Below are 21,579 nucleotides of genomic sequence, written 5' to 3'. Positions count from 1 at the left end.
GCAACCTCTCGGTTATGTCACTTGCTGCTGGTCTTCTTGATCAAATCCACGCCATCGTATGCCAGACTTTCCACACTTGCAGCCTTCTGCAGTATGTACTGATCAAAAAAGTTCTTCGTATAGTCTGTAACCAGATTTCGCATCTCCATAGCATCCCGTTCCCCTCGGAGTTCCTCATTAACGCTGGTAAACACGATGTCGCAGTAATCTAAATGTGCCACACGATCCACCGAGAAATAATAGGTTTCCATGCTATTGTTAGCGCCAATGATCGCATTCATATTATAGTTAGGTTCGCAATACAGCAGCAAGAAGGGTTTCTTTAGGTCGCTGTCCAGAAGGCCGAACGCACCGCTATCCAAGCCAATCCCGCAGGCAAACCGATCGTCGTCCCGGCAAACCATCGCGGTCGTAGGCCCTCCATAAGAGTGTCCAACTATGCCCATGCCGATGTCAAGCAACAATCTGCCCTTAAAGATGGAATTCAGCTCTCCAGAGTCCAGTTTGTAAAGATAATCGGCTACATACCTTACATCTTCTGCCTGTAATTTACTATACTCTGTTAACTTGGCAAGTATCGGCAGTGCAAGCACGTTGTGAGACATCTCAATGGCAGTTTCATCGTCAGGCCGCATCTCCATCTTACCAGCCAACGCGACCATCCCCGGATCTTCACCAAACGCTGTAATGACATCCGAAAAATCCTTTGCTACATTAAACAAACGCCCATCTTTTCGCTTATACATCGTGCTATTCTGATGGCCGATGCTCACCACAACATATCCGATGCTTGCCAAGTCTGTACAGATCACTGTGCCCCATTCTGGAGAACCGCCTCCGCCGCAAACATAAAATAACACCGGATAGCGCCTTTCCTTCCCGGAGAGAGCAAGGTCGTCGTAACACTGAGTCTTGATATCTATAGAGAAAAAATCCTGCCCTTCAAGATACGCAGTGACAAGTGGCTGCTCATTTAACATCTCATAGACTTCAGGAAACATGTACGTTGATGTACTCTTACCTTCGCTACTGTCGGAAGGATAGTACACAAACGCCGTCAGTTCTCTTTTGGAGTGATCTGATGCCGTGTATTCAAAATCCATCTGGGTTCGACCGACAGTATAGCCGCCAATGGGTTCTGGAAATGCGTCATACGTTTTCATTTTCTTGTTCCTTGGCTCTCTTGAGATCGCTAACCACTTCAGAATATTTATGATCTTCAAGCAGCCCATGACCCATAAAGCCAGTAAAGTACTTGCTAATCTTATGTTGCAGATTAGCGTCCTTAATATCGAATTCCCTAAAAAACATGACTAAATTAAACTGCATGGACTCAAACATAAAAGAAATCAGGTCATCATCAATATCAGGTCGGAGATATCCATCAACCCTCATTCGGCGTAACATATCCTTGATTAAGGGGGAAGACTCACCCTTTAGCACATTCAGATAAATTTTGAGCAAAATGTTCTCAGGAATGTATAAAAGTGTTTTGGTGAGTTTGACTTCCAACTCATTCAGTGGCTCGGTCACCATGCCATTCACATTACCAAATAAGCCAGTAATGAAAAACTTGAAAAGGGAATCTTCATTACTGTTATTAAAATACGCAGCTCTCTTCTGGGTCACCTCACGTATTAAGAGACAATAAAGGTCATCTTTGTCTTCAAAATACCGATAAAATGTCCCGGGGTGCATAGACAAACGATCCAAAACCATCTTCATCGTTATATCCTCGTAAAGATTATCAACAAAAAGATGCATAGCGCTAGTAGATATTTCCTCGCGCCTTGCTTCATCTAAACGAAAGAACGTATTTTTTGGCATAATTTACTCCTTTATGTGAAGTGTGAACTGATTCACACTATATCAATAATTCATTCATATGTAAAGTCGTATTGAAAAATCATGAGACAGAAAATGGGTTCCTGATAACAAAAAAAGCCGCTAAAATAGCGACTTTCATTGGTACTTACAACCCTAGATCATCAGCGAGTCCTTCAACACCTGTGAAGATGGAATCTCCATATCCCCAGAAGTTGTTGAAATCAATAATGTAGATTTTCTTATTTTTAACTGCGTTAATGTTTTGTACCTGCTTGTTAGCTAGCAACTTTTTAATCGTTTCTTCAGGATCAATACCACCAGCATACTTAGAAATAATCATGGCATCCGGATTAATCTCGATCAGCTTTTCCAGACTGAGTGTTCCGGTTTCATTAATCAGCATATTATGCATGTTTATTAATGACATTGCACTTTCAATAAACGTATCACCGTTTCCGTTGTAGATCCCTATGGTTCCATCACCATTATCCGAAAAGGATGCGTAGTTGATTGTTTCAGCACTAGCCCGGGCCGACAATGCATTCTCGCGTACTTTGAGCTGTTCAATATATGCCGCTGCATTAGCTTGTACGTTGAAAATCTCACCTAATTCAGTAATATCCTGATACAGACTATCTAACGATGCATCAGGAACACTGGTGCTTTGTACGTACGTTTTAATTCCCATATCATTCAAGCTGCTTACTGTACCAACACCCCAATCCGCATCCTCAAACAATCCACCACGCCCCACAACCAGGTCAGGCGAAGCGCCTATGGTCACTTCCTTACCTACATAGCCTTCAGCCAGCACAGGAATTTGTTTGAACTCATCAGCAATATCATCAGGCACATTGCCGAACAGCGCTGCTACTCCAACAATCTTGTCAGTTAAACCAAGACGAATCAATAACTCAGCCGCACCTTGTGTATTCGCAACAACCCGTTCAGGTACCTTATCGAAGGTTTGTTCTTTAGCCACCCATGTCCCATTTTCAGTTGTATAGTTTGAAACGCTTATTGGATACGTGGTTTGAGCTGCACCTGAAGCGTCTGCATCCGAATTCTTCTCATCTGTTGCAACATTCTTCGCTGCTTGCTGTGAGCTATTGTTTGCATCATCGCTTCCACCAGTACTATTGGAGCAGGCTGCAAGTACAAGAACAAGTGCAGCAATAAAACAAAATAACATTCCTTTTTTAAACCGTGTAGACATTTGATTCTCTCCCTTTTGAATTCATAATTTTCTATTTATGCATTATGTAAAATAGTTATTGTCAGTATACAGCAAATGTCGAATCTCGTAAATGAGAATTATAATCATTCTCAATTGATAAACAAACGGGACATTCTCCTCCCCGTCTTTGCTTTTGCATTCGTCAAGAATCACAAAAAAGCCGATCAATTTGTATCCACTGATCGGCTTTGCTTGATACTATTCACACTCTAGTTGTTCTAACGACTCTTACCAACCACGGTTGGACATGCGATCTTCTGGAGCTAATTTAGAAATTTCGATCCCTTTCATAGGGGCGCCCAAGTTTTTGGATACTTCGGCAATCAGTTTGTAATCCGTATAATGTGTTGTAGCTTCAACGATTGCACGAGCGAATTTCTCCGGGCTATCTGATTTGAAAATACCTGATCCTACAAACACTCCGTCTGCTCCCAGATGCATCATCAGTGCTGCGTCAGCCGGCGTAGCTACACCACCTGCTGCAAAGTTAACGACAGGAAGTTTTCCATTTTCATGAACTTCGCGCAGCAGCTCATAAGCTACACCCAGATTTTTTGCTTCTGCGTACAGCTCGTCCTTGGACATGTTTTGCACTTTGCGAACCTGGCTGTTAATGAGGCGCATATGACGAACTGCCTCTACAATGTTGCCCGTTCCAGGCTCGCCCTTTGTACGAATCATCGATGCACCTTCGCCAATACGGCGAAGCGCCTCTCCCAAATCTTTGGCTCCACATACAAATGGTATAGTGAACTCATGTTTATCGATATGATACACTTCGTCTGCAGGTGTAAGAACTTCACTTTCATCGAGATAGTCCACACCCAGGGATTCAAGCACTTTGGCTTCTATGTAATGACCGATACGTGCTTTGGCCATAACTGGGATAGATACAACCTTCATAACTTCTTCAACGATGGTTGGATCTGCCATGCGAGCTACACCACCGGCTGCACGAATATCGGAGGGTACCCGCTCAAGAGCCATAACAGCTGTTGCCCCTGCCGCCTCAGCGATTTTGGCTTGCTCTGCATTCATAACGTCCATAATGACGCCACCTTTTTGCATCTCAGCCATTCCTCTTTTTACACGATCTGTACCTGTTTGCATGATTGTATTCCTCCTATTAACTTTGGGTGGTTTTCAGTAAAGGCATCGCTCTAATCTATGCTTTAGTATAAAATGAGAATGGTCAACTAAAAAGATCCAATAATTTCAGTTTTTATTGTACCACTTCAAATCTAACTTCTGGAGGGCATATGCAATTTCATGTAGCTTACAGTTCATATTTGAACCGAAAATATACCAAAATGAAGGCTCTCTATCATGCCATTCGTGATGCTGTTCATGAAGGTAATCTTATACATGGCGAGAAGTTACCCTCGACTAGAGAGTTAGCTGCGACGTATCACATTTCCAGAGGAACCGTGAATCAGGTCTATGATACGTTGACTGCTCAAGGTTACATTCAGTCAGAGCATGGAAGAGGAACCTTTGTTGCTTATCAGGCGGATTTAAGTAATGATGCGTCCACCGTGAAAACTTGTACGCATCACTTATCATCCTGGGGGAATCGCATTCAGCAGTTTGAACAACAGACGATTCAAAGAAATACACCAGCGAATGCAGATACACATGATTCCAGTCTAGAGAGCGACGAAGTTATCGACTTTAGCAAATACCAACCTGATTTATCCAAATTCCCTTACGATGAATGGAACAATCGATTGTATGCAGAGATAAGGCAGCGTGAGCATCACCTGGAAACGCCTTCTGCGATGGTTAGTTCAACAGGGGAACCGAGATTACGAGAAGCCATTGCCGCCTACCTTCGAAGAATGCGGGGAATTCAAGTCGATCCGGATCATATTGCAGTGACTGCAGGCTCCATGCAAGCTATAGCTCTACTCACGCAATTACTTGCAGATCCTGGGGATCATGTCGTGACGGAAAGCCCTTGTTATGTCGGGATTTCTAAAGCCATTTTGGCTGCGGGTGCAACGTTGATTGAAGCCAATCTCGATGGTCAGGGCGTTGTGCCCCAAGACTGGGAAGCGCGTATGTTGTTTGTCACGCCTTCACGACAGTTTCCTACTGGCGAAATGCTCAGCCTTGAACGCAGACAAACCTTGCTGGATTGGGCACATCGTCATGATGCGATGATTGTCGAAGATGATTATGATAGTGAATTCCGATATCGCGGAATGCATGTTGAACCTCTGAAAACACTTGATAAAGCAGGACGCGTAATCTACCTGGGCAGCTTTACGAAAACACTACCCTTTGAAGTACGACTTGGTTTTGTGGTTCTCCCTCCCACCTTGGCAGACACCTTTAGAAAGGCACAGGCTTTATACGAGCCAAGACCTGTCAACCTGATTGAACAACGGGCATTAGCGGCATTTATGACAAGCGGTCAATATGAGCGTCATCTGCGCAGGATGAATCGTCTATACAGTCGCAAATTCCATCTGTTACTCAAACTTTTGAACAAGCAACTCTCTTCATGGTTTGATTGGGTGGAGAATGAAGCGGGTCTACACGTGTTTGGCTGGTGGCGAGGTAATGCATCCACGTATGAGGTCTTTCGAGCATCGGCTAGGTCTGAAGGTGTGGTATACTCAGAAGTCAGCAGTTCAACATCTGACGGTACGAAGTATGGGTTATATTTATCCTTTGCACATTTGTCTGATGTTCAATTACAGGAAGGTGTATCCAGATTGAAAAATGCTGTTACAGCTTCATTGTGAAGTACATCGTCTCCTGAAATTAGTACAAGAAGATCATTATTCGGAAGAGGGGCGATCGTTATGAATTGGTTAAATGAACTCTATAAAATAAATAAACGGGAACCGAAAAAGGAAATCGAACGTTCTTTGGTTAACGCCATCTTCCGAATATATGACCGGTTCCCCCGAATCGGCCTTAGAGAGCGGATCGGACAGCAAGAAATGTCTCTCGATATAGCCGATGCTTATATCCATGGACGTAACGCCATGATCGAAGCTGGTGTCGGAATCGGTAAGTCTTTTGCATACCTGATCCCAAGCCTGCTCACGAATCAAATGTCTCAGAAACCAGTCATTATAGCGACATCCTCCATTCAGCTTTCGGAACAGATACATAAAGATTTAAGGATCATTGGTAGCCGGCTGGGATTCTCAACGGTTCGCTCCGTCGTGGGGAAAGGTATGGGTCAGTATGCCTGCCGAAGTAGAGCAGCGGAATGGATCAGTCCTGAGGATGCGAACTCCTCCGTGCCTACCCTTGCCCAGCGCATATTAGATTATGAAATTGATGAAAGAGCGGATATTAAAGCTGGAATTAGTGATGCCGAATGGTCCCACGTTTCGGTGAATGATTGCAAATTTGAACGTTGTCATCATAAAAATGCATGTTTGTTTTACAATATGAGAGCAAAATTGAATGCAAAAGCTCATGAAATTGATTTTATTATCGTGAACCAGGACCTGCTCATACGGGATTTGATGAAGAAAAAAGAAGGAACGAGAAGCATCATCTCGGAACAGCCGGCTCTGATCGTCATTGATGAAGCGCATAATCTGGAAGCAAAAGTTCGAGATGCGAGAACGCTTGAGTTCACTTATCGGGGAATCTGCCGCATTCTGGATACCACTGTGCAGCTTCTCACGAAGCAGTCCGGGGATAAGGAGCTCTTTTCACAGTCCAATTTTATCAAAAAGTGTGCCCAGCGTATATTCCAACAGATCAATGCGGATCTGCTCCAACATGCCAAGCAGGATAACGACCGAATCAAAGTGTCGGAGATCAAAGGAATACCTTTGAGCCAAGTTTCGAATGATTTGAAAGATTTCAGTCTACGCCTTTCCATTATGACCTCCCGTCACGAGCGAGAAATAGATGATGCATTTGAAGGCATCAACGGGCTTATTACCCTCATCGATGTCTTGGCTAGTATAAAGGACAACTATCTCCTATGGGCGAGCAGTCCCCAGCGAGTAGCCACGATTAGCATCTGTCCCAAAGACATAAGCAAATTTCTGAAATACACTTTATTTAATGGCAAGGTACCTGTAATTCTCACATCAGCAACGCTGTGCCAAGGCGGGGATACGCTGGAGGAACAATACTCTTATTTGACGCACTCCCTCGGTTATAAGGGTGATTTTGTGGAGCGCAAATCTTCCCCTTTTGACTACACCAACCATGCCATGATGTACATTTCGCACAACGTTCCCTATTACCACCACGACCAGCGCGAAAACTATCTTGAAGCAGCTTACCAAGAGATGGTTCGACTCTGTAATCTAACTCAGGGAAGAACAATTGTCCTTTTTTCAGCAAAGGAGGACATGAAGTACATTCATAAGAAGTTGAGTTCAAGGGCTAATGAATATACATGGGCAGTCCATGTTCAAAAAGAGGGATCTTCCCAGGACAGTGTTATCGCCGAATTCAGGAAAAGCAAAGGTGTACTCCTCGGTACTGGTGTATTCTGGGAAGGCGTAAATATCGAGGGTTCTGACCTGTCACAGGTCATTATTTTCCGTCTGCCCTTCCCTGTTCCTTCGGATCCTGTATATGAATATAAGGCATCTGTAACGGAGAATTCGTTCATGGAAGTGTTTGTACCGGATATGCTTCTGCGGTTACGGCAAGGAAGTGGACGCTTGATCCGCAGTGAAACGGACCTTGGCTTACTCAGCATCCTCGACTCCCGTCTCAGTGCAGCGGCAAAAAAGAGTTACCGGGAACAGGTGCTTGAAACGTTGCCGTTCAAAAAAGTGACGGAGGATTTTGCGGTGTTGGAGAAATTTGTGCAAACTAAAAGGATACGACGTACGGATTAGAAGTGGTACAACCAAACGATATAAACTGTTCAAATTACATGAAACGGCCCTTCCACCCATCAAGCGGAAGGACCAATTTCAATGCTGGAAGTAAGATATATGCTACAATATATTCCAGATCAACGAATCCCAAAGGAGGCATTTACATGGTTGAAAGACCAACTACAGATGAATATGCAGCTTTTTGTGAAGGTTATATCCGGCTTGTTCCTGATGGAAACATCATTGAAAAGTTGGAGCAGCAGGCCAACATCGTACAAAATTTGCTTTCTTCATTGACTGTGAACCAAGCAAATTATCGCTACGCCGAAGGCAAATGGAGTGTGAAGGAGGTCATCGGCCACCTTTTGGATAACGAACGCATCATGAGCAGTCGATTGCTTCGCATCGCCAGAGGCGACAAAGCGAAGCATCCAGGCTACGATCAGGACGTGCTTATGCAGAGCCATCCCTTCAATGCGTATACCGTGGCTGATTTGAACGAAGAATATGCCGTCACACGCCGCTCAACCATTCTTATGCTCCGTCGCCTCACGCCGGAAGCTTGGCTCTGTAGAGGGATCGTCAGTGATAATCCTGCTTCAGCTCGATCGATCGCATTTGTTATGGCTGGACATGAGTTCCACCATTTATCAGTACTTCGCGATCGCTATTCGCTGGATGTGAAATTATAAAATTCATTCGACTGCCGTTTTGAATTGCCTTCCCGTTTAGCTAGCAGAAAGACTTTGAACCTTCATTCTCTGTGGGATCAAAGTCTTTTCTCATATAGGTACTCCTCCTCTGATCGGTTCAGCACAAATGCTGGCTGCGTACGATACGTCGTTTCATCACCAAAATCGCTGAGCATCCCCATTTAAGATATCCAGCAAGCTGGTCATTGGCCAGCGGCGCATAATCTCACCTTTGAACCGGATTAAATTAACTGGCTCTGCTTGAGCAGTGATAAAGGAATCTGCATCCAGCGGCTGATTTAAAGCTTTGTAATTTTCCTCCCGACGTTCCTCGAAGTTTGCCGGCAAATCCTCATCTGGTATATTTTAGACAATAAGATTCTCAAATAGCTCAAAGTTCCGCGGATACAGATGTGTTTTGTACGCATTTTCAATAAGAACATATGTTTGTTTTTTTTCCTTTTCTTTTGAGCAACTATTTTGTATGATAAAAGAGACATGAATGATAGAGGAGGAGTTTGGATGTATCGACAAGTGGATGATTTTTTAAAGGAATGGTAGGCTGGCATTTAGTAGAAACAACAGGTTATTTTAGTCATTTAGCAGGTTTAACTGTACCAATGATTGGTCAAGATGAACCAGTTCCAGCGACAGCAAGAGAAATTGTAGCAGCTTACGAAAAAGCAGCAGAGGCGGTCAAGGAAGAGGTAGCCAAGCTATCAAATGAGGACTTGCTAACAGAAACAGGCTTAGAAAGCCTTGCAACAAAAGGTTCATTATTACGTTTCTTAATTGACCACCAAACACATCACCGCGGCCAAATGATGGTGCTATTACGTCAAGCAGGCTTACCAGTACCGCCTGTGATGGGTCCAACAAAAGAAATGCATTAACGAATAGATGTCTTCCTTGGTAGTGGCTCCTCAAAATTAGAGTTTTTAATATGCAACTGATTAGTTGGTTTGAGTTCGGTATTACATTGGACTCAGCCAGCCAATAAAAAGTACAAGAAACAAGAAACACCCTCAGCGAGTACGTGCAGAAATTCCCCTTCACGCCTTCGTTTTTATTTCCCCCTCCATCTTCCACAATACTAAACTAGAGGTAGGTGCAAACATGATCCAATTAACAAACCGCCAGGCACGGCAATTTCTGTTGTTGAAGCATGGACTTTTGGGCGAATATAAATTTAGTGAGAAACAGGGCGTATTGGACTTTGCTCGGCAGGTCAGCTGCATTCAATACGACCCCATCGATGTTTGCGGAAAAAACGCCGAATTGGTGCTACAGTCGCGAATCAAAGGATTTACCAAGGAAATGCTCGCCGAATTGCTCTATGAGGATAGAAGCCTTGTCGATTATCCTGACAAGAACCTGGCCATTATCTCTGTCGAGGACTGGTCGTATTTTGAGCGATACAGGCAAGCAGCCCGACAACATGCCGAACGTTATCCCCAGATGGAAGTGTTGACAGAGCAAGTACGGGCGCATATCCAAAATCACGGTGCACTAAGTTCGAATGATTTAAAATTGGATGGAGATTTCTCTTGGCAATCTGCCATACACTGGAGTGGTGGAAACAATACATCTCGATCGGTGCTGGAACAGATGTATTCGACGGGTGAGTTGATTATCCATCATAAAAAAGGAACGCGTAAATATTATGATATAGCCAAAAAGTACATACAGCCCGATCTGCTGAATGCATCAGAACCGCTGGAGGATGAGCTTGAGCATCATAAGTGGCGGGTACTGCGTCGAATCGGCTCTGTTGGTCTCTTATGGAATCGAGCGTCAGATGCATGGCTGAATATATGGGGGTTGAAAGCAGCACAGCGCAATGAGGTTTTTCGCCAGCTATTACACGAAGCTCGCATTGTTGCTGTTGCCGTGGAACAAATGAAGGATACGCTTTACTGCCTCGCGGAGGATTTGCTGCTTATTGAAGCCGTTCTACAAAATCAGGAGCCGAAGTTGCGTTGCGAGCTTATTGCCCCTCTAGATAATTTCATGTGGGACAGAAAACTTATCAACGAATTGTTTGGCTTCGATTACACCTGGGAGATTTACACGCCTGCAATCAAACGAAAATTCGGCTATTATGTGCTGCCTCTATTATATGGAGAAAGCTTCATTGGACGAGCCGAGATCATCGTGGAGCGAAAAACTGGAACGCTCGTTCTTAAAAACATCTGGTACGAGAACGGTGTGAAGCAGACAACGCAATTGCGAACAGCCTTGAACAGTTGTTTCCAAAAGTTTGCGATATTCAACGGATGTGAGACGATTTCGGCAGAGTCTATGAACTGAAATTCTTTTATTTGTATAGGGTTAATAAAGTTGTTTACTTGTGATGTAGTCTTTAACATTCCCTGTGTATAATTCAGCCCATTTCATAAAGTACTCTGAAGCCAGACCGTTAGCTACTGTTTTTTGCGCTTAAAACACATCTTACCAAAAATAAGTCCGGTACCAGATGAACATATCAGATATCCGAAGAATAGGAAAAGTAAATAAACACCATGAAGATCTTCAGGAATATGATGTACACCTTCAAACCAAGCAGAACGAAATGGATACAATAGTGCCACCCAAACGATCAGCAAGAATAGAAGATAGTTAATAATTTGTCTCACAATAACGATCCTTTCAACTGTACGCACTATATTTAGTTAGCTTATGTATTAAACCTGATTTGTTGAAACTATAAAATAATTATAAAGGATAACTCGCTAGGATACGAACATTCTAAGTTGAAATTAGTTTAATAAGACATTATTTAGTTATTGATCCAATCGAATCGGATTAAGAATTGTAACAATAAAAAAAGTCGCTAATGTTAGCGACTTTCTATGGGAATATGTTTTTGTCACTACTTAAAAAAAACCTCTTGAACACATTAAAGAGTGGTAATAATAGGACCCTTTTTCGTAAGGATAATGGTATGTTCAATTTGCGCTACAAAACTATTTTTCGTAGCAAACGTCCAGCCATCATTTTTTTGGTACACTTCTTCTTCATGAGTTGAGATAAACGGTTCGAATGCGATAACCATCCCATCCTTCAACAATTCATCATCCGATGTATCGTTATAATTATAGATATGGTCGGGTGCCTCGTGGATCGCACGTCCAACACCATGTCCAGTGAGGTTTCGGATCACCGTTAATCCATGCTGCTTGGCTGTTAAGAATACCGCTTTACCGATACCACTTTTCTTAGAGCCTGGATTGGCTTTTTTAAGGCCTGCTTCAAATGCTTGTTTGGCTACGTCGCATATTTGGGTCAGCACTTCTTCTCCCTGACCTACGACAAACGAGAGACCTGTATCTGCAAAATAACCATCCTTTGAACCGGAAACATCGATATTAACGATATCTCCTTCCTGGATCACCCGATCTCCCGGAATACCATGTGCCACTTCTTCATTGACACTAATACACGTAAAGCCGGGAAAGTTATATTCGCTTTTTGGAGCTGAAACGGCCCCTTCTTTCTCGAAAATCGCTCCAGCCATATCATCAAGTTCTTTGGTCGTAATGCCTGGAATCGTTCGTTGTACCAATTCATCTCTGATCAAGGCAACAATTTTGCCGATTTCCTTCAATCCTTGAAAGTCTTCTTCAGTTTTAGCAATCATTTCTCTACCTCACTATCCTATATCATTCATTATCATTAACAATGTTTAACTTCATTCCAACATAAATCTCTGAAGTTTGCAACATTTTAGGGTGTATCACGCACAGGTAACAACCGGATTGAACCAGTACACGCCACCAGTCCTTTGTAACACATCCAATGGATCTCGGGATTTATCCGATCACAAGCTGGTTTATGATGTATTTCATCTTGGGGACATGGGTAACCCTATTGGGCATATGTGCATATCCTAATTCATATTCGTTTTGGAGGGATTCAAATGTACACAGCTTATCCTTATTATTACCGGAATAACTTTGCCCCCATATGGGCAACATCGACAGCTGAAGCATTGGGATTAATTCAATCGGCTGTGCAAGGAGAACGAAATGATGAATTGTTCTATGATGCACTCATTCAGATGTCGCCTGAAAATGATCAGACTTCCATTATTACAGGAATTCGAAACGATGAACGCGGACACAATCAGATGTTCAGACAAATATACAAGGATCTTACAGGCCAAGAGGTTACAGGCGTTAATAGTGAAGCGGAGGAAACGGTCTCTTCATATCTTGGTGGACTACAAAAAGCATTTCAAGGGGAACTTGCGGCAGTTGAGAAATATAGAAAAATATGGTTTGGTCTCCCCTATGGTATTTACAAAGATACGGTGTGGGGTATTATTCTGGATGAACAGAAACACGCTGACAAATACAATAATCTGATCATGTATAATTTGCCAAGATAATCTCTGCACAGCGCCCAGCCGAATAGCTTCTTATGAGGATCATATTCCAGCTTCTTCCTTGCCGAATGATGGTCATATCTACACTGCGACTGTTCAACTTTTCCATTCCAAACATATCCTGAAATAACCCATTGAAAGGAGACGAATCAATGTATTTGATCTGGGTATTAATTGTTGGTGGGATCATTGGCTGGTTAAGTGGCAATCTCATAGGACGGGATGTTCCGGGAGGTGTGTTAGGCAATGTCATTGCTGGTTTTATCGGATCGTGGCTAGGCTCAGAACTGCTGGGACCTAGGGGACCGGTGGTTGGAGGGTGGTTTCATATCATTCCGGCCATTGTTGGATCAATCATTGCATTGTTGATATTCTTTGCACTGGCACGCGGTGGGGCCTTTCGAAGACGTTAGTATCCCGCGTGCTCTGACGATCAGAACACTTTGAAAGTAGATTGAATTCATTAAGTATACATGAGAATTTATTTTAAATCATGAACACCCGTTGCAAGCGGGTGTTTGTTTTTCTTTCTGGTAAAGCGTTTTGAATATCATAACTTTCATCTCTTTACAATAACTTACATAAAAATACGGAGTATGGCGATACTACAAACAAATTCTCCAGTTTGGAGTGAAGCCAATGAAACAATCCTCATCCAAGATTAATACTTCCGAGGTTATTGTTGTGGTTATCAATTCGATACTTGGAGCTGGGATTCTAACACTCCCTCGGACAATCAGTAAAGCAGTAGGAACTCCAGATGTGTGGATATCCGTCCTCATGTCAGGGGTGCTCGTAACAGGAATCAGCCTCCTGCTTGTAACCTTGTCGCGTAGATTCCCCGGTAAAACGGTGTTTGAATTTGTACCCGAAATAACAGGTAAATGGATCTCTTATCTATTGGGACTTTTAATTATCGTATATTTTGTTGTTCTTTGTTCATTTGAAGTCAGAGTCATGGCTGAGATTACTAGTATGTACATTCTGGAACGTACTCCTACTTGGGTCACCATCATGGTCAGCTTGTGGATTGGTATATACATGATATCTGGTGGTTTGAAGGTCATCATCCGGGTCTTTGAAATTGTATTGCCCGTTACACTATTGTTGCTCGCCCTGGTTTTTCTTCTAAGTAGCAAGATGTTTGAACTTGATAATCTCAGACCGGTTCTAGGAGATGGTTTTATGCCGGTGTTGAAAGGGATTAAGCCTTCGGCTCTTTCCTATTCGGGATATGAGGTATTGCTCATCATTACAGCATACATGGCGGACAACAAAGGTAGCAACAAAGCCGCTATATACAGCATACTTAGTTGCACGATTATATATTTAGTCACGATTGTATTAGTGGTGGGAAATTTATCTTTGCCAGGAATTCAAACACGGATGTGGCCAACGTTAGACATGGTTCGAAGTTTTGAAATTGAAGGGTTTCTTTTTGAGCGCTATGAATCGCTGTTTATGGTGTTTTGGCTGATGCAAATTTTCGCAACATATGCTTTTAAGCACTACTTTGCTTCCGTTGGCATTCGAGATTTGTTTCGTCTCAAAAATGTTACAGGCATACAATTCGCGATGTTACCTGTCTTGTATGTGATTGCTTATTTGCCTAAAAACCTGGAGGAAACACTAGCTTTGGGGGATTTTCTCGGAAATATATCCATTTTTTTATTCGGCCTGTTACCACTACTGCTGCTACTCATTAGCTTTGTTCGTAAAAAAGGTGGGAAGCAAGATACTGATGGAACTCTGGAGGTGAATTCCGTTCAAAGTCAATAAACATGATGAGCCAGACTTGTTCTTCCAGCTTGAAGAAATATCTTCTATGTTCATCCCCCAAGTAGAAGGACTCCTTGAGGGGTGTTCTTTTCTGTATTATCCGCAAACCATGTGATCGTTTTATGGCCAAACACCTTCTCTTTCTTGAGATAGCCTGCTTTGATGTCCATATCTGCCTTGCCTGACACAAAATCATAAAAAATGACATCGAATCCCCCCTCCTATCACATAGGCCCTAACGGGAATGAGACTCAATGCCATTTTAGTTTTTACCCGAGGATAAAAACAAGCATGATATTATTTTGTAGCCGTATCATATCTGATTATGAGTATGGTTACAATATATTTTCGAAAGCTTTGATATTCATGTGAAAATCAGGCACAGTCTGACTATCTTCAGCGGATTGAACCAGTTGTACAACTATACCGTCTTTGACCATTTGAATTAGGTACGCGCCTTAGCGTTGCTATATAAACAGATTGTGATTGGCCTGATCTGCCTGTCCGAGGTAGTATCCGACACCACCAATGGTAACCTCGTCTATTAATTCTTCATGCTGAATGCCCATTAGATCCATGGACATCTGGCAAGCAACAATTTCAACACCTTGCGCAATGGCAATTTGCATCAATTCTTCCAGAGAAGCAACGTTATTTTTCTGCATAAGACCTCGGATCATCTTGGGACCTGCGCCGAGCATGTTCATTCTGGACATGCCGAGCTTGTGACTGCCACGCGGAAGCATGATATCAAACATACGACCGATCATTGTTTTGGAGACAGGCTGTGCTTGGTGTTTACGGATAATATTCAATCCCCAGAATGTGAAGAACATCGTTACTTTACGTCCGCTTGCTGCTGCTCCATTCGCAATAATGAAGGATGCAATCGCTTTGTCCAGATCACCGCTAAAGACAACCATCGTGCTGGCAGGTTCACCTCTAGGAGACTCCAACGTTGAGTTTATGGTTTTTGCTGTATTTTTGGCAAGGATTGCCTCGATCATGCCTCCTTTTTTGCGTTCCAGGTGCAGGAGCGATGAACCCGACATACCCGCCCACGCTTTCACATCTTCATAGAATCCAGGATCAGAAGCTTTCACACGCAAGGCCTGTCCGTCCGAAAGTTGATCCATCTTCTGCTTGACTTGAATTAGTGGACCGGGGCAGCTTAAACCGCATACATCCAATTCTTTATGGATACGTAGTGGTTGTGCAGATGTTTGGCTGGTCGTTTCCAGTGAAGTTTCCTTTACAGCAAGCATGGGTTGGTTATGACCCTGTCCACCCGTATTCTCCCCGTTTCGGGTAGGATATGGAGCTGGTTTAAATTGTGCCTGACGATATGTTTTGTAGCCACCACTCAGATTTTTCACGTTAAAGCCATGCTGACGCAAAATCTGTGAAGCGGTATAGCCACGCAAACCGACTTGGCAATATACCCAGATTTCTTTGGCTGTGTCCAATTCATCTAACCGCTGACGAAGCTCATCTACTGGAATGTTTAGTGAACCCGGAATATTTCCGTTGGAGTGCTCTAGTACACTACGTACATCCAGCAGTATGGATTGCTCTGGCTGACGTTCAGACAGCTGATCATAGGTGAACGTATGAACACGCCCTGCCATGATATTCTCCGCCGCATAACCCGCCATATTAACCGGATCTTTCGCTGAAGAATAGGGCGGTGCATAACTTAACTCAAGTTCGGTCAGATCACGGATATGACCACCAAAATGAATCGCTACGGCAATGTCGTCAATCCGCTTGTCGACACCCTCATAACCAACGGCTTGTGCCCCCAAGATTTTCCCTTCGGGTGTAAACAGCAGTTTGAGAGTAATTGCACTTGAACCTGGATAATACGATGCATGAGAACTTGGATGTACAATTACAGACCGATAAGCTTTACCCAGACGTTTTAGTGTTTTTTCATTGCTGCCTGTCGTTGCTCCGGTCATGCCGAACACTTTAATAATGGATGTTCCTTGTGTTCCTTTGTAGGTTGATTGGAGTCCAGCGATGCGATCAGCTGCGATGCGTCCTTGCTTGTTGGCAGGTCCTGCAAGTGGAATGGCGGTCTTGGTTCCATGAATGTAATCTGTTACTTCAATGGCATCTCCAACAGCATATATATGAGGCTCACTGCTTTCCATTGCTTCATTGACAATGATATGCCCACGTGTACCAAGGGAGACGCCGCTATTTTGTAGGAATGAAGTATCTGGAGTCACCCCGATCGCGAGAATAACCAGATCCGTGGAAAGGATGCGACCATCGGCAAGCTCAACACCAATGCCCTGTTCAAGCGTATGGAAGCCCTGTACACGCTGGGAGAATAACAGCTTTACACCATGTTGCTCCATTTCCTGCGATAATGCAGCAGCTAATTCAACATCAAACGGCATGAGAACCTGCTCATTGCCTTCAATAAGTGTGACATCCAATCCGGCTTCCCTCAGATTTTCGGCCATTTCAACACCAATGAATCCACCGCCAATTACGATTGAAGATGCGTTGTTAGACGAACTTACGTGTTTCTTGATCCGATCAATGTCTGGAATGCTGCGGACTGTATAGATTAGCGGATGATCCTTGCCAGGCACATCGGGAACGACCGGACGCGCACCAGGTGACAATATCAACTCGTCATAGCTCTCTTCATATGAACCACGTTCACGACTGTGTACCTTAACTGTACGATTGTGAGAATCAACGGAAACGATCTCACTCTCTGTGCGAACATCGATCCGGAAGCGATCCGCCATACCCTTGGGTGTCTGCACGAGCAGACGCTCGCGGTCCTCGATCGTACCTCCGATATAATAAGGTAGTCCACAGTTCGCAAATGAAATATAAGGACCTCTCTCAAATATAATAATTTCGGCATGTTCATCCAGACGCCGCAGGCGTGCGGCAGCAGATGCACCACCTGCTACACCGCCCACAATAAGTATCTTTTTACTCATGATTCAACATCTTCCTCTCCAAATAAAATCGTTACGATCTGTTCAATACGTTGGTCGGCAAGTACATAATTCACTTCAAGGCCATTACGCTCGGTGGCGACAATGCCTGCACTGCGTAGCTTCTGTAAGTGCTGGGACACTGTTGATTGCGGGAGATCCAGACATTCCTGCATATATGAAACATTACATTTCTTTTTTCGCATTAGCCCACGTACAATGCACAGACGAATGGGGTGAGATAGAGCTTTAAGCAGATTGGCAGGTTCATCGAACTGCTTCAGATTCGTACTGTCAAAAGCGGGAATATTCATACTTGCGCCTCCTAAAACGTTATATTGCAATATTACGATATAGCGATTTAAATGTCAAACCACTTTTTCATCATGAACCTCCCCCTCCCTCCAAGTTTTCATAAAAAAGGCTTAAACAAGGCGGGTATATTTAATATACCACCACCCCATTTAAGCTTTGTCTGCCGAACAGCACCTCGCTAAATGGAATCATTCCGAATCTACACCTATTCAATACTTTAGTGCTTCCCTAGCTTGCGTTGGATTACGATTACGGCTGCTCTTTATATACACGTACATAATCCACTTGCATCGTGGCAGGGATATCAGCCGCACTCGGCACACGGCCGCCGTCAAAATTGCCGCCGATCGCCAGATTCATGATCAGATAGAACGGTTCGTCAAAAGGAGCGTTCGGGTTGTTCGGTGCACCAGCCGAGGACCACTGCTGGTTGGTCACTTTGTAGAAAAATTTGCCGTCCACATACCACTTGATGTTGTCCTCTTCCCAGACTACTGAATATACATGATAATCGTTTGCAAAGGTTTGCCCAGCAGGAAAATGATATTCGCCCCCCGCATATTGGTTGGCAGGCCACTGTCCGCCATAGTGAATCGTTCCACTCGTTATGCCAGGCAGACGCCCTCTCGCTTCCATTACGTCAATCTCGCCTGATGCAGCCCATGTACCATATACAGAATCTTGCGGGAGCATCCAAAGTGCAGGCCAGACGCCATCACCTGTAGGCAACTTGGCACGGAAATCTACTCGTCCATACTTCAAGGTCAATTTATCTTGGGTATTTACCTTGCCGGAGGCGTATTTTGCATAACGGTTAGGGTCTTGCGGGAATGACTTGTTATCGTTCAATGCCCGGATATTCAACTTTCCATCCTGAACAAAAATATTTTGCGGACTGTTCGTATAATGCTGTAGTTCGGCATTGCCCCAGCCCCAGGTTCCAGGATCGTCATTGAGATAATAGCCTGTTTCCATATTCCATTTGCTCGTATCTAACGTTGTTCCGTTGAATTCGTCCTGCCAGATGAGATTCATCCCCTCGATAACCGGATTGGTCAGTGTACCCAAGGAAATATCGTCTTGATCCGACACATCCGGACGCGGAGCGTTAGGATTACCAATTAATGTATAGTTCACAAAGTTGTTGCCCACATTCCCGCCCGTTTGTCCATTGAGCGGATAGCCAATCCGCATCTGCATGTTCTCCTGAATAGGCTGGAACCACAGACCATAGATGTGATCAGCCCAATAGCCCCACTGGTTAGCATCGGACATTTTGTTGTAGCCATTGCTGGAGTAAGTAAATTTGCTTTGACTGGTGTTGCTCAGATCCACCCATTGGCCGTTGATGTTAATTTGATATATGAAATGATCCAGTTCCTTGGCAATGGGTGCACTGCCATCAATTTTGGGAAGAGGTATGCCGATGGAACCACTATCATTTGCTGTGAATGTTGTCCCTTCATACGGAGTAATCAGGAATGAATTTCGTACAGGTTCATTAAACGTGATGGTGTAAACAAGATTCACGGAGGATGTTTTTGACTGCAATTTCACATGAATCGACTCGGTGACGTTAAACCAATATCCCCCTCCACCCTCTGTGAACTGGCCGAAATTCTGATCGTATATCCAGCCGCTGGCCGCATGATTATCAATATCAATCCAGTTGTTGCTGTTTACCGGTTTGACATACACCTTCAGGTCATCCGCTACGGCTTCATAGCTAACTGCAGAATTATTGTTGAAGGTTGGATAGGTGAAGCCTGACCCGCCTGTGAAACTGGCTGTAATATGGGGTCCTTGTGTGGTATTCATCGCTGTGATCGTTGTTTTGTTGATGTTCTGGAAAACAAACTGATACTCAAGCTTTACTCCATTAGCCTTGGAATATAACTGAATCTCAGTCGTAGCAGAGACCGTAAACCAATATCCATTGAATCCGCCATCGCTCCAATGTCCCCAGTTTTGGTTGTAGACATAACCTTCCGCTTGATCAATATCTACCCAGTTGTTGCCTACTTTCACATTGACGCCCACATCACTATGCACATCGTTCCATGTCGCAGAACCGGCATTGAATCGGGGCATGACGAATCCGTAACTGGCTTTGCCAACCCCTGACTTCGATATCACAGGTCCGTCTGCCGCTGAAAAGTAATCCATTGAGGTAACTGTTGTTCCTGCTGCCCGAACCATCGAGGCAGGCCATATACCGATACTGGCCAGCATAATCAAGATGAGCAACAGAACAATGCCTTTCCGCACCAACCATGTCTCCCTGAGATGAGATGGTCTCATTTATTGTCCTCCTTCAGTCCTCGGTTTTTCCAATCTATGAGCATTTAGGTAAACGCTTACATATTGGATATCTTTATTCTATCGTAAAGAATGATTGGCTGAAAGGTGTATCGTTAGATAAAATGATACAACATTACTCAAACACAAAGAGGCCACCGGTCTATATCGGCTGCCTCATGCACATGTGTAATAAATATTTCTCTCCATCATCTCTCATTAAACAGGATGCGGGGCATCATAGTAATAACGAATCAGAATATCCTGATCGTAATTGCCGAACCCCTTCCCGAATAGTGTAAGCCCGCCTCGCCCCTGCATCCCTTCTTCAGGGCTTATTCCGAAGGTCCAGTAAGTGGCTGCTTGGAGATCCAGATCAGAAATGCGAACATCCGAGATGCGTTGACCGTCAATACATGTGCCTTCCGCATTGATACGAAGTACTTTCAGCATACCATACTGGTTGACGTCAGATTTCCACCATTGGGGGGTAAGCTTTCCTTGCCGATCTCCGAAGTCGCCGGGGCTTGTCCAGGTTCCGAGGTAATTTCCGTTAAGCGTAAAGCGGATGTCAGAGGGCCAGTTTTCATTGACTTTGGGTGCTTCTGAGCTGAGTTCAAGTGAAATTTCAATTTCCCTGAGTTGCTGATCTGTATACAAGTAGTTAGGGATTTTATATTCAAGAAAACCTCGTGCTAACCAGAGAATACTTGCATTTACCCGATCCGGGTCCATAAAGCACGCTGGCGTGTCGTATTGTCCGATCATCTGGGTCGTTGTCGCTATACCGCATGTCGGCCACGCTTCGTAATCTGTATACTGCCCTACCGGAATGGACACTTCGTGGTATGGTGCATCAATCGGTTCAGGAGACAGGCTAATCGTCATGAACTCTTGCAGAATAAAACAATATTTATAGGTTCCACCGTTCTCACGCTTCATTCGGCTGCCTACTATTCCGGCCTTTTGCAGCTTGCTCACATGGGTACTAACGATTGCTTTGCTAAGATAAAGCTCTTTGGCGAGCGCATTAATGTGCATTTCTTTGTTTTGCAGCAATAGACGAACGATATTTAATCGTGCTTCACTTGCGAGCGCCTCATAAATGATGAGTGAAGATGCATCCGTACCAAGCATCATGAGCTTCACTTCCTTATCGATTTGATTTTCATTATGCCGTGATTTAGAATTCGTTATTTTGCGAATCCTACAAAATAAACTTGCTCGTATAATGGCATTATGATACATATTAAGTACGAAATCA

19 protein-coding genes are annotated in these 21,579 nt (G+C 43.8%); 8 read left to right on the top strand and 11 right to left on the bottom strand.

Features of this window, described 5'->3' with window-relative positions:
* Positions 1–17: 17 nt before the first annotated feature.
* The 4 genes from C0Q44_RS17640 to pdxS form a co-directional block, all read right to left on the bottom strand.
* Entirely contained in the window at positions 18–1,163 is a 1,146-nt protein-coding gene (locus tag C0Q44_RS17640) for an alpha/beta hydrolase (protein WP_105408593.1), read from the bottom strand.
* A complete protein-coding gene (locus C0Q44_RS17635) occupies positions 1,150–1,827 on the bottom strand; it encodes a TetR/AcrR family transcriptional regulator (protein WP_105408592.1) in 678 nt (225 codons plus the stop codon). The genes C0Q44_RS17640 and C0Q44_RS17635 overlap by 14 nt, the downstream gene beginning before the upstream one ends.
* 145 nt (positions 1,828–1,972) lie before the next feature.
* A complete protein-coding gene (locus tag C0Q44_RS17630; protein ID WP_105408591.1) occupies positions 1,973–3,043 on the bottom strand; it encodes an ABC transporter substrate-binding protein in 1,071 nt (356 codons plus the stop codon).
* 249 nt (positions 3,044–3,292) lie between these two features.
* On the bottom strand, positions 3,293–4,177 hold the full coding sequence (gene pdxS / locus C0Q44_RS17625; protein ID WP_219845192.1) for a pyridoxal 5'-phosphate synthase lyase subunit PdxS: 885 nt from the start codon (positions 4,175–4,177) through the stop codon (positions 3,293–3,295).
* 146 nt (positions 4,178–4,323) lie between these two features.
* On the opposite strand from pdxS, the gene pdxR reads away from it, so the two are divergent.
* The 3 genes from pdxR (at position 4,324) to C0Q44_RS17610 (ending at position 8,570) form a co-directional block, all read left to right on the top strand.
* On the top strand, positions 4,324–5,814 hold the full coding sequence (gene pdxR, locus C0Q44_RS17620) for a MocR-like pyridoxine biosynthesis transcription factor PdxR (protein ID WP_105408589.1): 1,491 nt from the start codon (positions 4,324–4,326) through the stop codon (positions 5,812–5,814).
* Between the two features lie 60 nt (positions 5,815–5,874).
* Complete coding sequence (locus tag C0Q44_RS17615; protein WP_105408588.1) at positions 5,875–7,896, top strand: ATP-dependent DNA helicase; 2,022 nt, start codon at positions 5,875–5,877, stop codon at positions 7,894–7,896.
* Positions 7,897–8,042: 146 nt separating this feature from the next.
* The gene (locus C0Q44_RS17610) at positions 8,043–8,570 is read left to right on the top strand and encodes a DinB family protein (protein ID WP_105408587.1); all 528 of its coding nucleotides are present in this window, start codon (positions 8,043–8,045) and stop codon (positions 8,568–8,570) included.
* Positions 8,571–8,726: 156 nt separating this feature from the next.
* Here the strand turns inward: C0Q44_RS17610 and C0Q44_RS17605 are convergent, their stop codons facing one another.
* A complete protein-coding gene (locus tag C0Q44_RS17605) occupies positions 8,727–8,918 on the bottom strand; it encodes a hypothetical protein (RefSeq protein ID WP_105408586.1) in 192 nt (63 codons plus the stop codon).
* A 206-nt stretch (positions 8,919–9,124) separates the two neighbouring features.
* Here C0Q44_RS17605 and C0Q44_RS17600 point away from each other — a divergent pair, with 206 nt between their 5' ends.
* Together C0Q44_RS17600 and C0Q44_RS17595 are read left to right on the top strand one after the other, a co-directional pair.
* The gene (locus tag C0Q44_RS17600) at positions 9,125–9,463 is read left to right on the top strand and encodes a DinB family protein (protein ID WP_374955113.1); all 339 of its coding nucleotides are present in this window, start codon (positions 9,125–9,127) and stop codon (positions 9,461–9,463) included.
* 223 nt (positions 9,464–9,686) lie between these two features.
* Positions 9,687–10,880, top strand: coding sequence for a winged helix-turn-helix domain-containing protein (locus tag C0Q44_RS17595; protein ID WP_105408585.1), 1,194 nt, complete (start codon positions 9,687–9,689; stop codon positions 10,878–10,880).
* A gap of 589 nt (positions 10,881–11,469) precedes the next feature.
* Here the strand turns inward: C0Q44_RS17595 and map are convergent.
* Positions 11,470–12,210: a type I methionyl aminopeptidase gene (map, locus tag C0Q44_RS17590; protein WP_105408584.1), complete on the bottom strand. Its 741-nt coding sequence runs from the start codon at positions 12,208–12,210 to the stop codon at positions 11,470–11,472.
* Between the two features lie 279 nt (positions 12,211–12,489).
* Between map and C0Q44_RS17585 the strand changes: the two genes are divergently transcribed.
* The 3 genes from C0Q44_RS17585 (at position 12,490) to C0Q44_RS17575 (ending at position 14,736) form a co-directional block, all read left to right on the top strand.
* On the top strand, positions 12,490–12,960 hold the full coding sequence (locus C0Q44_RS17585; protein WP_105408583.1) for a ferritin-like domain-containing protein: 471 nt from the start codon (positions 12,490–12,492) through the stop codon (positions 12,958–12,960).
* Between the two features lie 149 nt (positions 12,961–13,109).
* Positions 13,110–13,370 carry a GlsB/YeaQ/YmgE family stress response membrane protein gene (locus tag C0Q44_RS17580; RefSeq protein WP_105408582.1) on the top strand — a complete coding sequence of 87 codons (261 nt, stop codon included), beginning with the start codon at positions 13,110–13,112 and terminating at the stop codon, positions 13,368–13,370.
* A gap of 226 nt (positions 13,371–13,596) precedes the next feature.
* Positions 13,597–14,736, top strand: coding sequence for a GerAB/ArcD/ProY family transporter (locus C0Q44_RS17575; RefSeq protein ID WP_105408581.1), 1,140 nt, complete (start codon positions 13,597–13,599; stop codon positions 14,734–14,736).
* Between the two features lie 50 nt (positions 14,737–14,786).
* Here C0Q44_RS17575 and C0Q44_RS17570 read toward each other — a convergent pair whose 3' ends face one another.
* The 5 genes from C0Q44_RS17570 to C0Q44_RS17550 all read right to left on the bottom strand — a co-directional run bounded on the left by C0Q44_RS17570 (position 14,787) and on the right by C0Q44_RS17550 (position 21,455).
* Positions 14,787–14,924: a hypothetical protein gene (locus tag C0Q44_RS17570; protein ID WP_181151056.1), complete on the bottom strand. Its 138-nt coding sequence runs from the start codon at positions 14,922–14,924 to the stop codon at positions 14,787–14,789.
* 279 nt (positions 14,925–15,203) lie between these two features.
* Complete coding sequence (locus tag C0Q44_RS17565) at positions 15,204–17,705, bottom strand: DsrE/DsrF/DrsH-like family protein (RefSeq protein WP_105408580.1); 2,502 nt, start codon at positions 17,703–17,705, stop codon at positions 15,204–15,206.
* Positions 17,702–18,016, bottom strand: coding sequence for an ArsR/SmtB family transcription factor (locus C0Q44_RS17560; protein ID WP_105408579.1), 315 nt, complete (start codon positions 18,014–18,016; stop codon positions 17,702–17,704). Before C0Q44_RS17560 ends, C0Q44_RS17565 begins: the two co-directional genes overlap by 4 nt.
* Before the next feature lie 250 nt (positions 18,017–18,266).
* Positions 18,267–20,318, bottom strand: coding sequence for a glycoside hydrolase family 16 protein (locus tag C0Q44_RS17555; RefSeq protein WP_258166410.1), 2,052 nt, complete (start codon positions 20,316–20,318; stop codon positions 18,267–18,269).
* A 216-nt stretch (positions 20,319–20,534) separates the two neighbouring features.
* On the bottom strand, positions 20,535–21,455 hold the full coding sequence (locus C0Q44_RS17550; protein WP_105408578.1) for an ArsR/SmtB family transcription factor: 921 nt from the start codon (positions 21,453–21,455) through the stop codon (positions 20,535–20,537).
* Positions 21,456–21,579 lie beyond the last annotated feature (124 nt).

This window comes from Paenibacillus sp. PCH8, from assembly GCF_002968835.1.
GTDB lineage: Bacteria > Bacillota > Bacilli > Paenibacillales > Paenibacillaceae > Paenibacillus.
The sequence above is the reverse complement of the archived record's forward strand: the minus strand, read 5'-3'. Positions and strand labels throughout refer to the sequence as shown.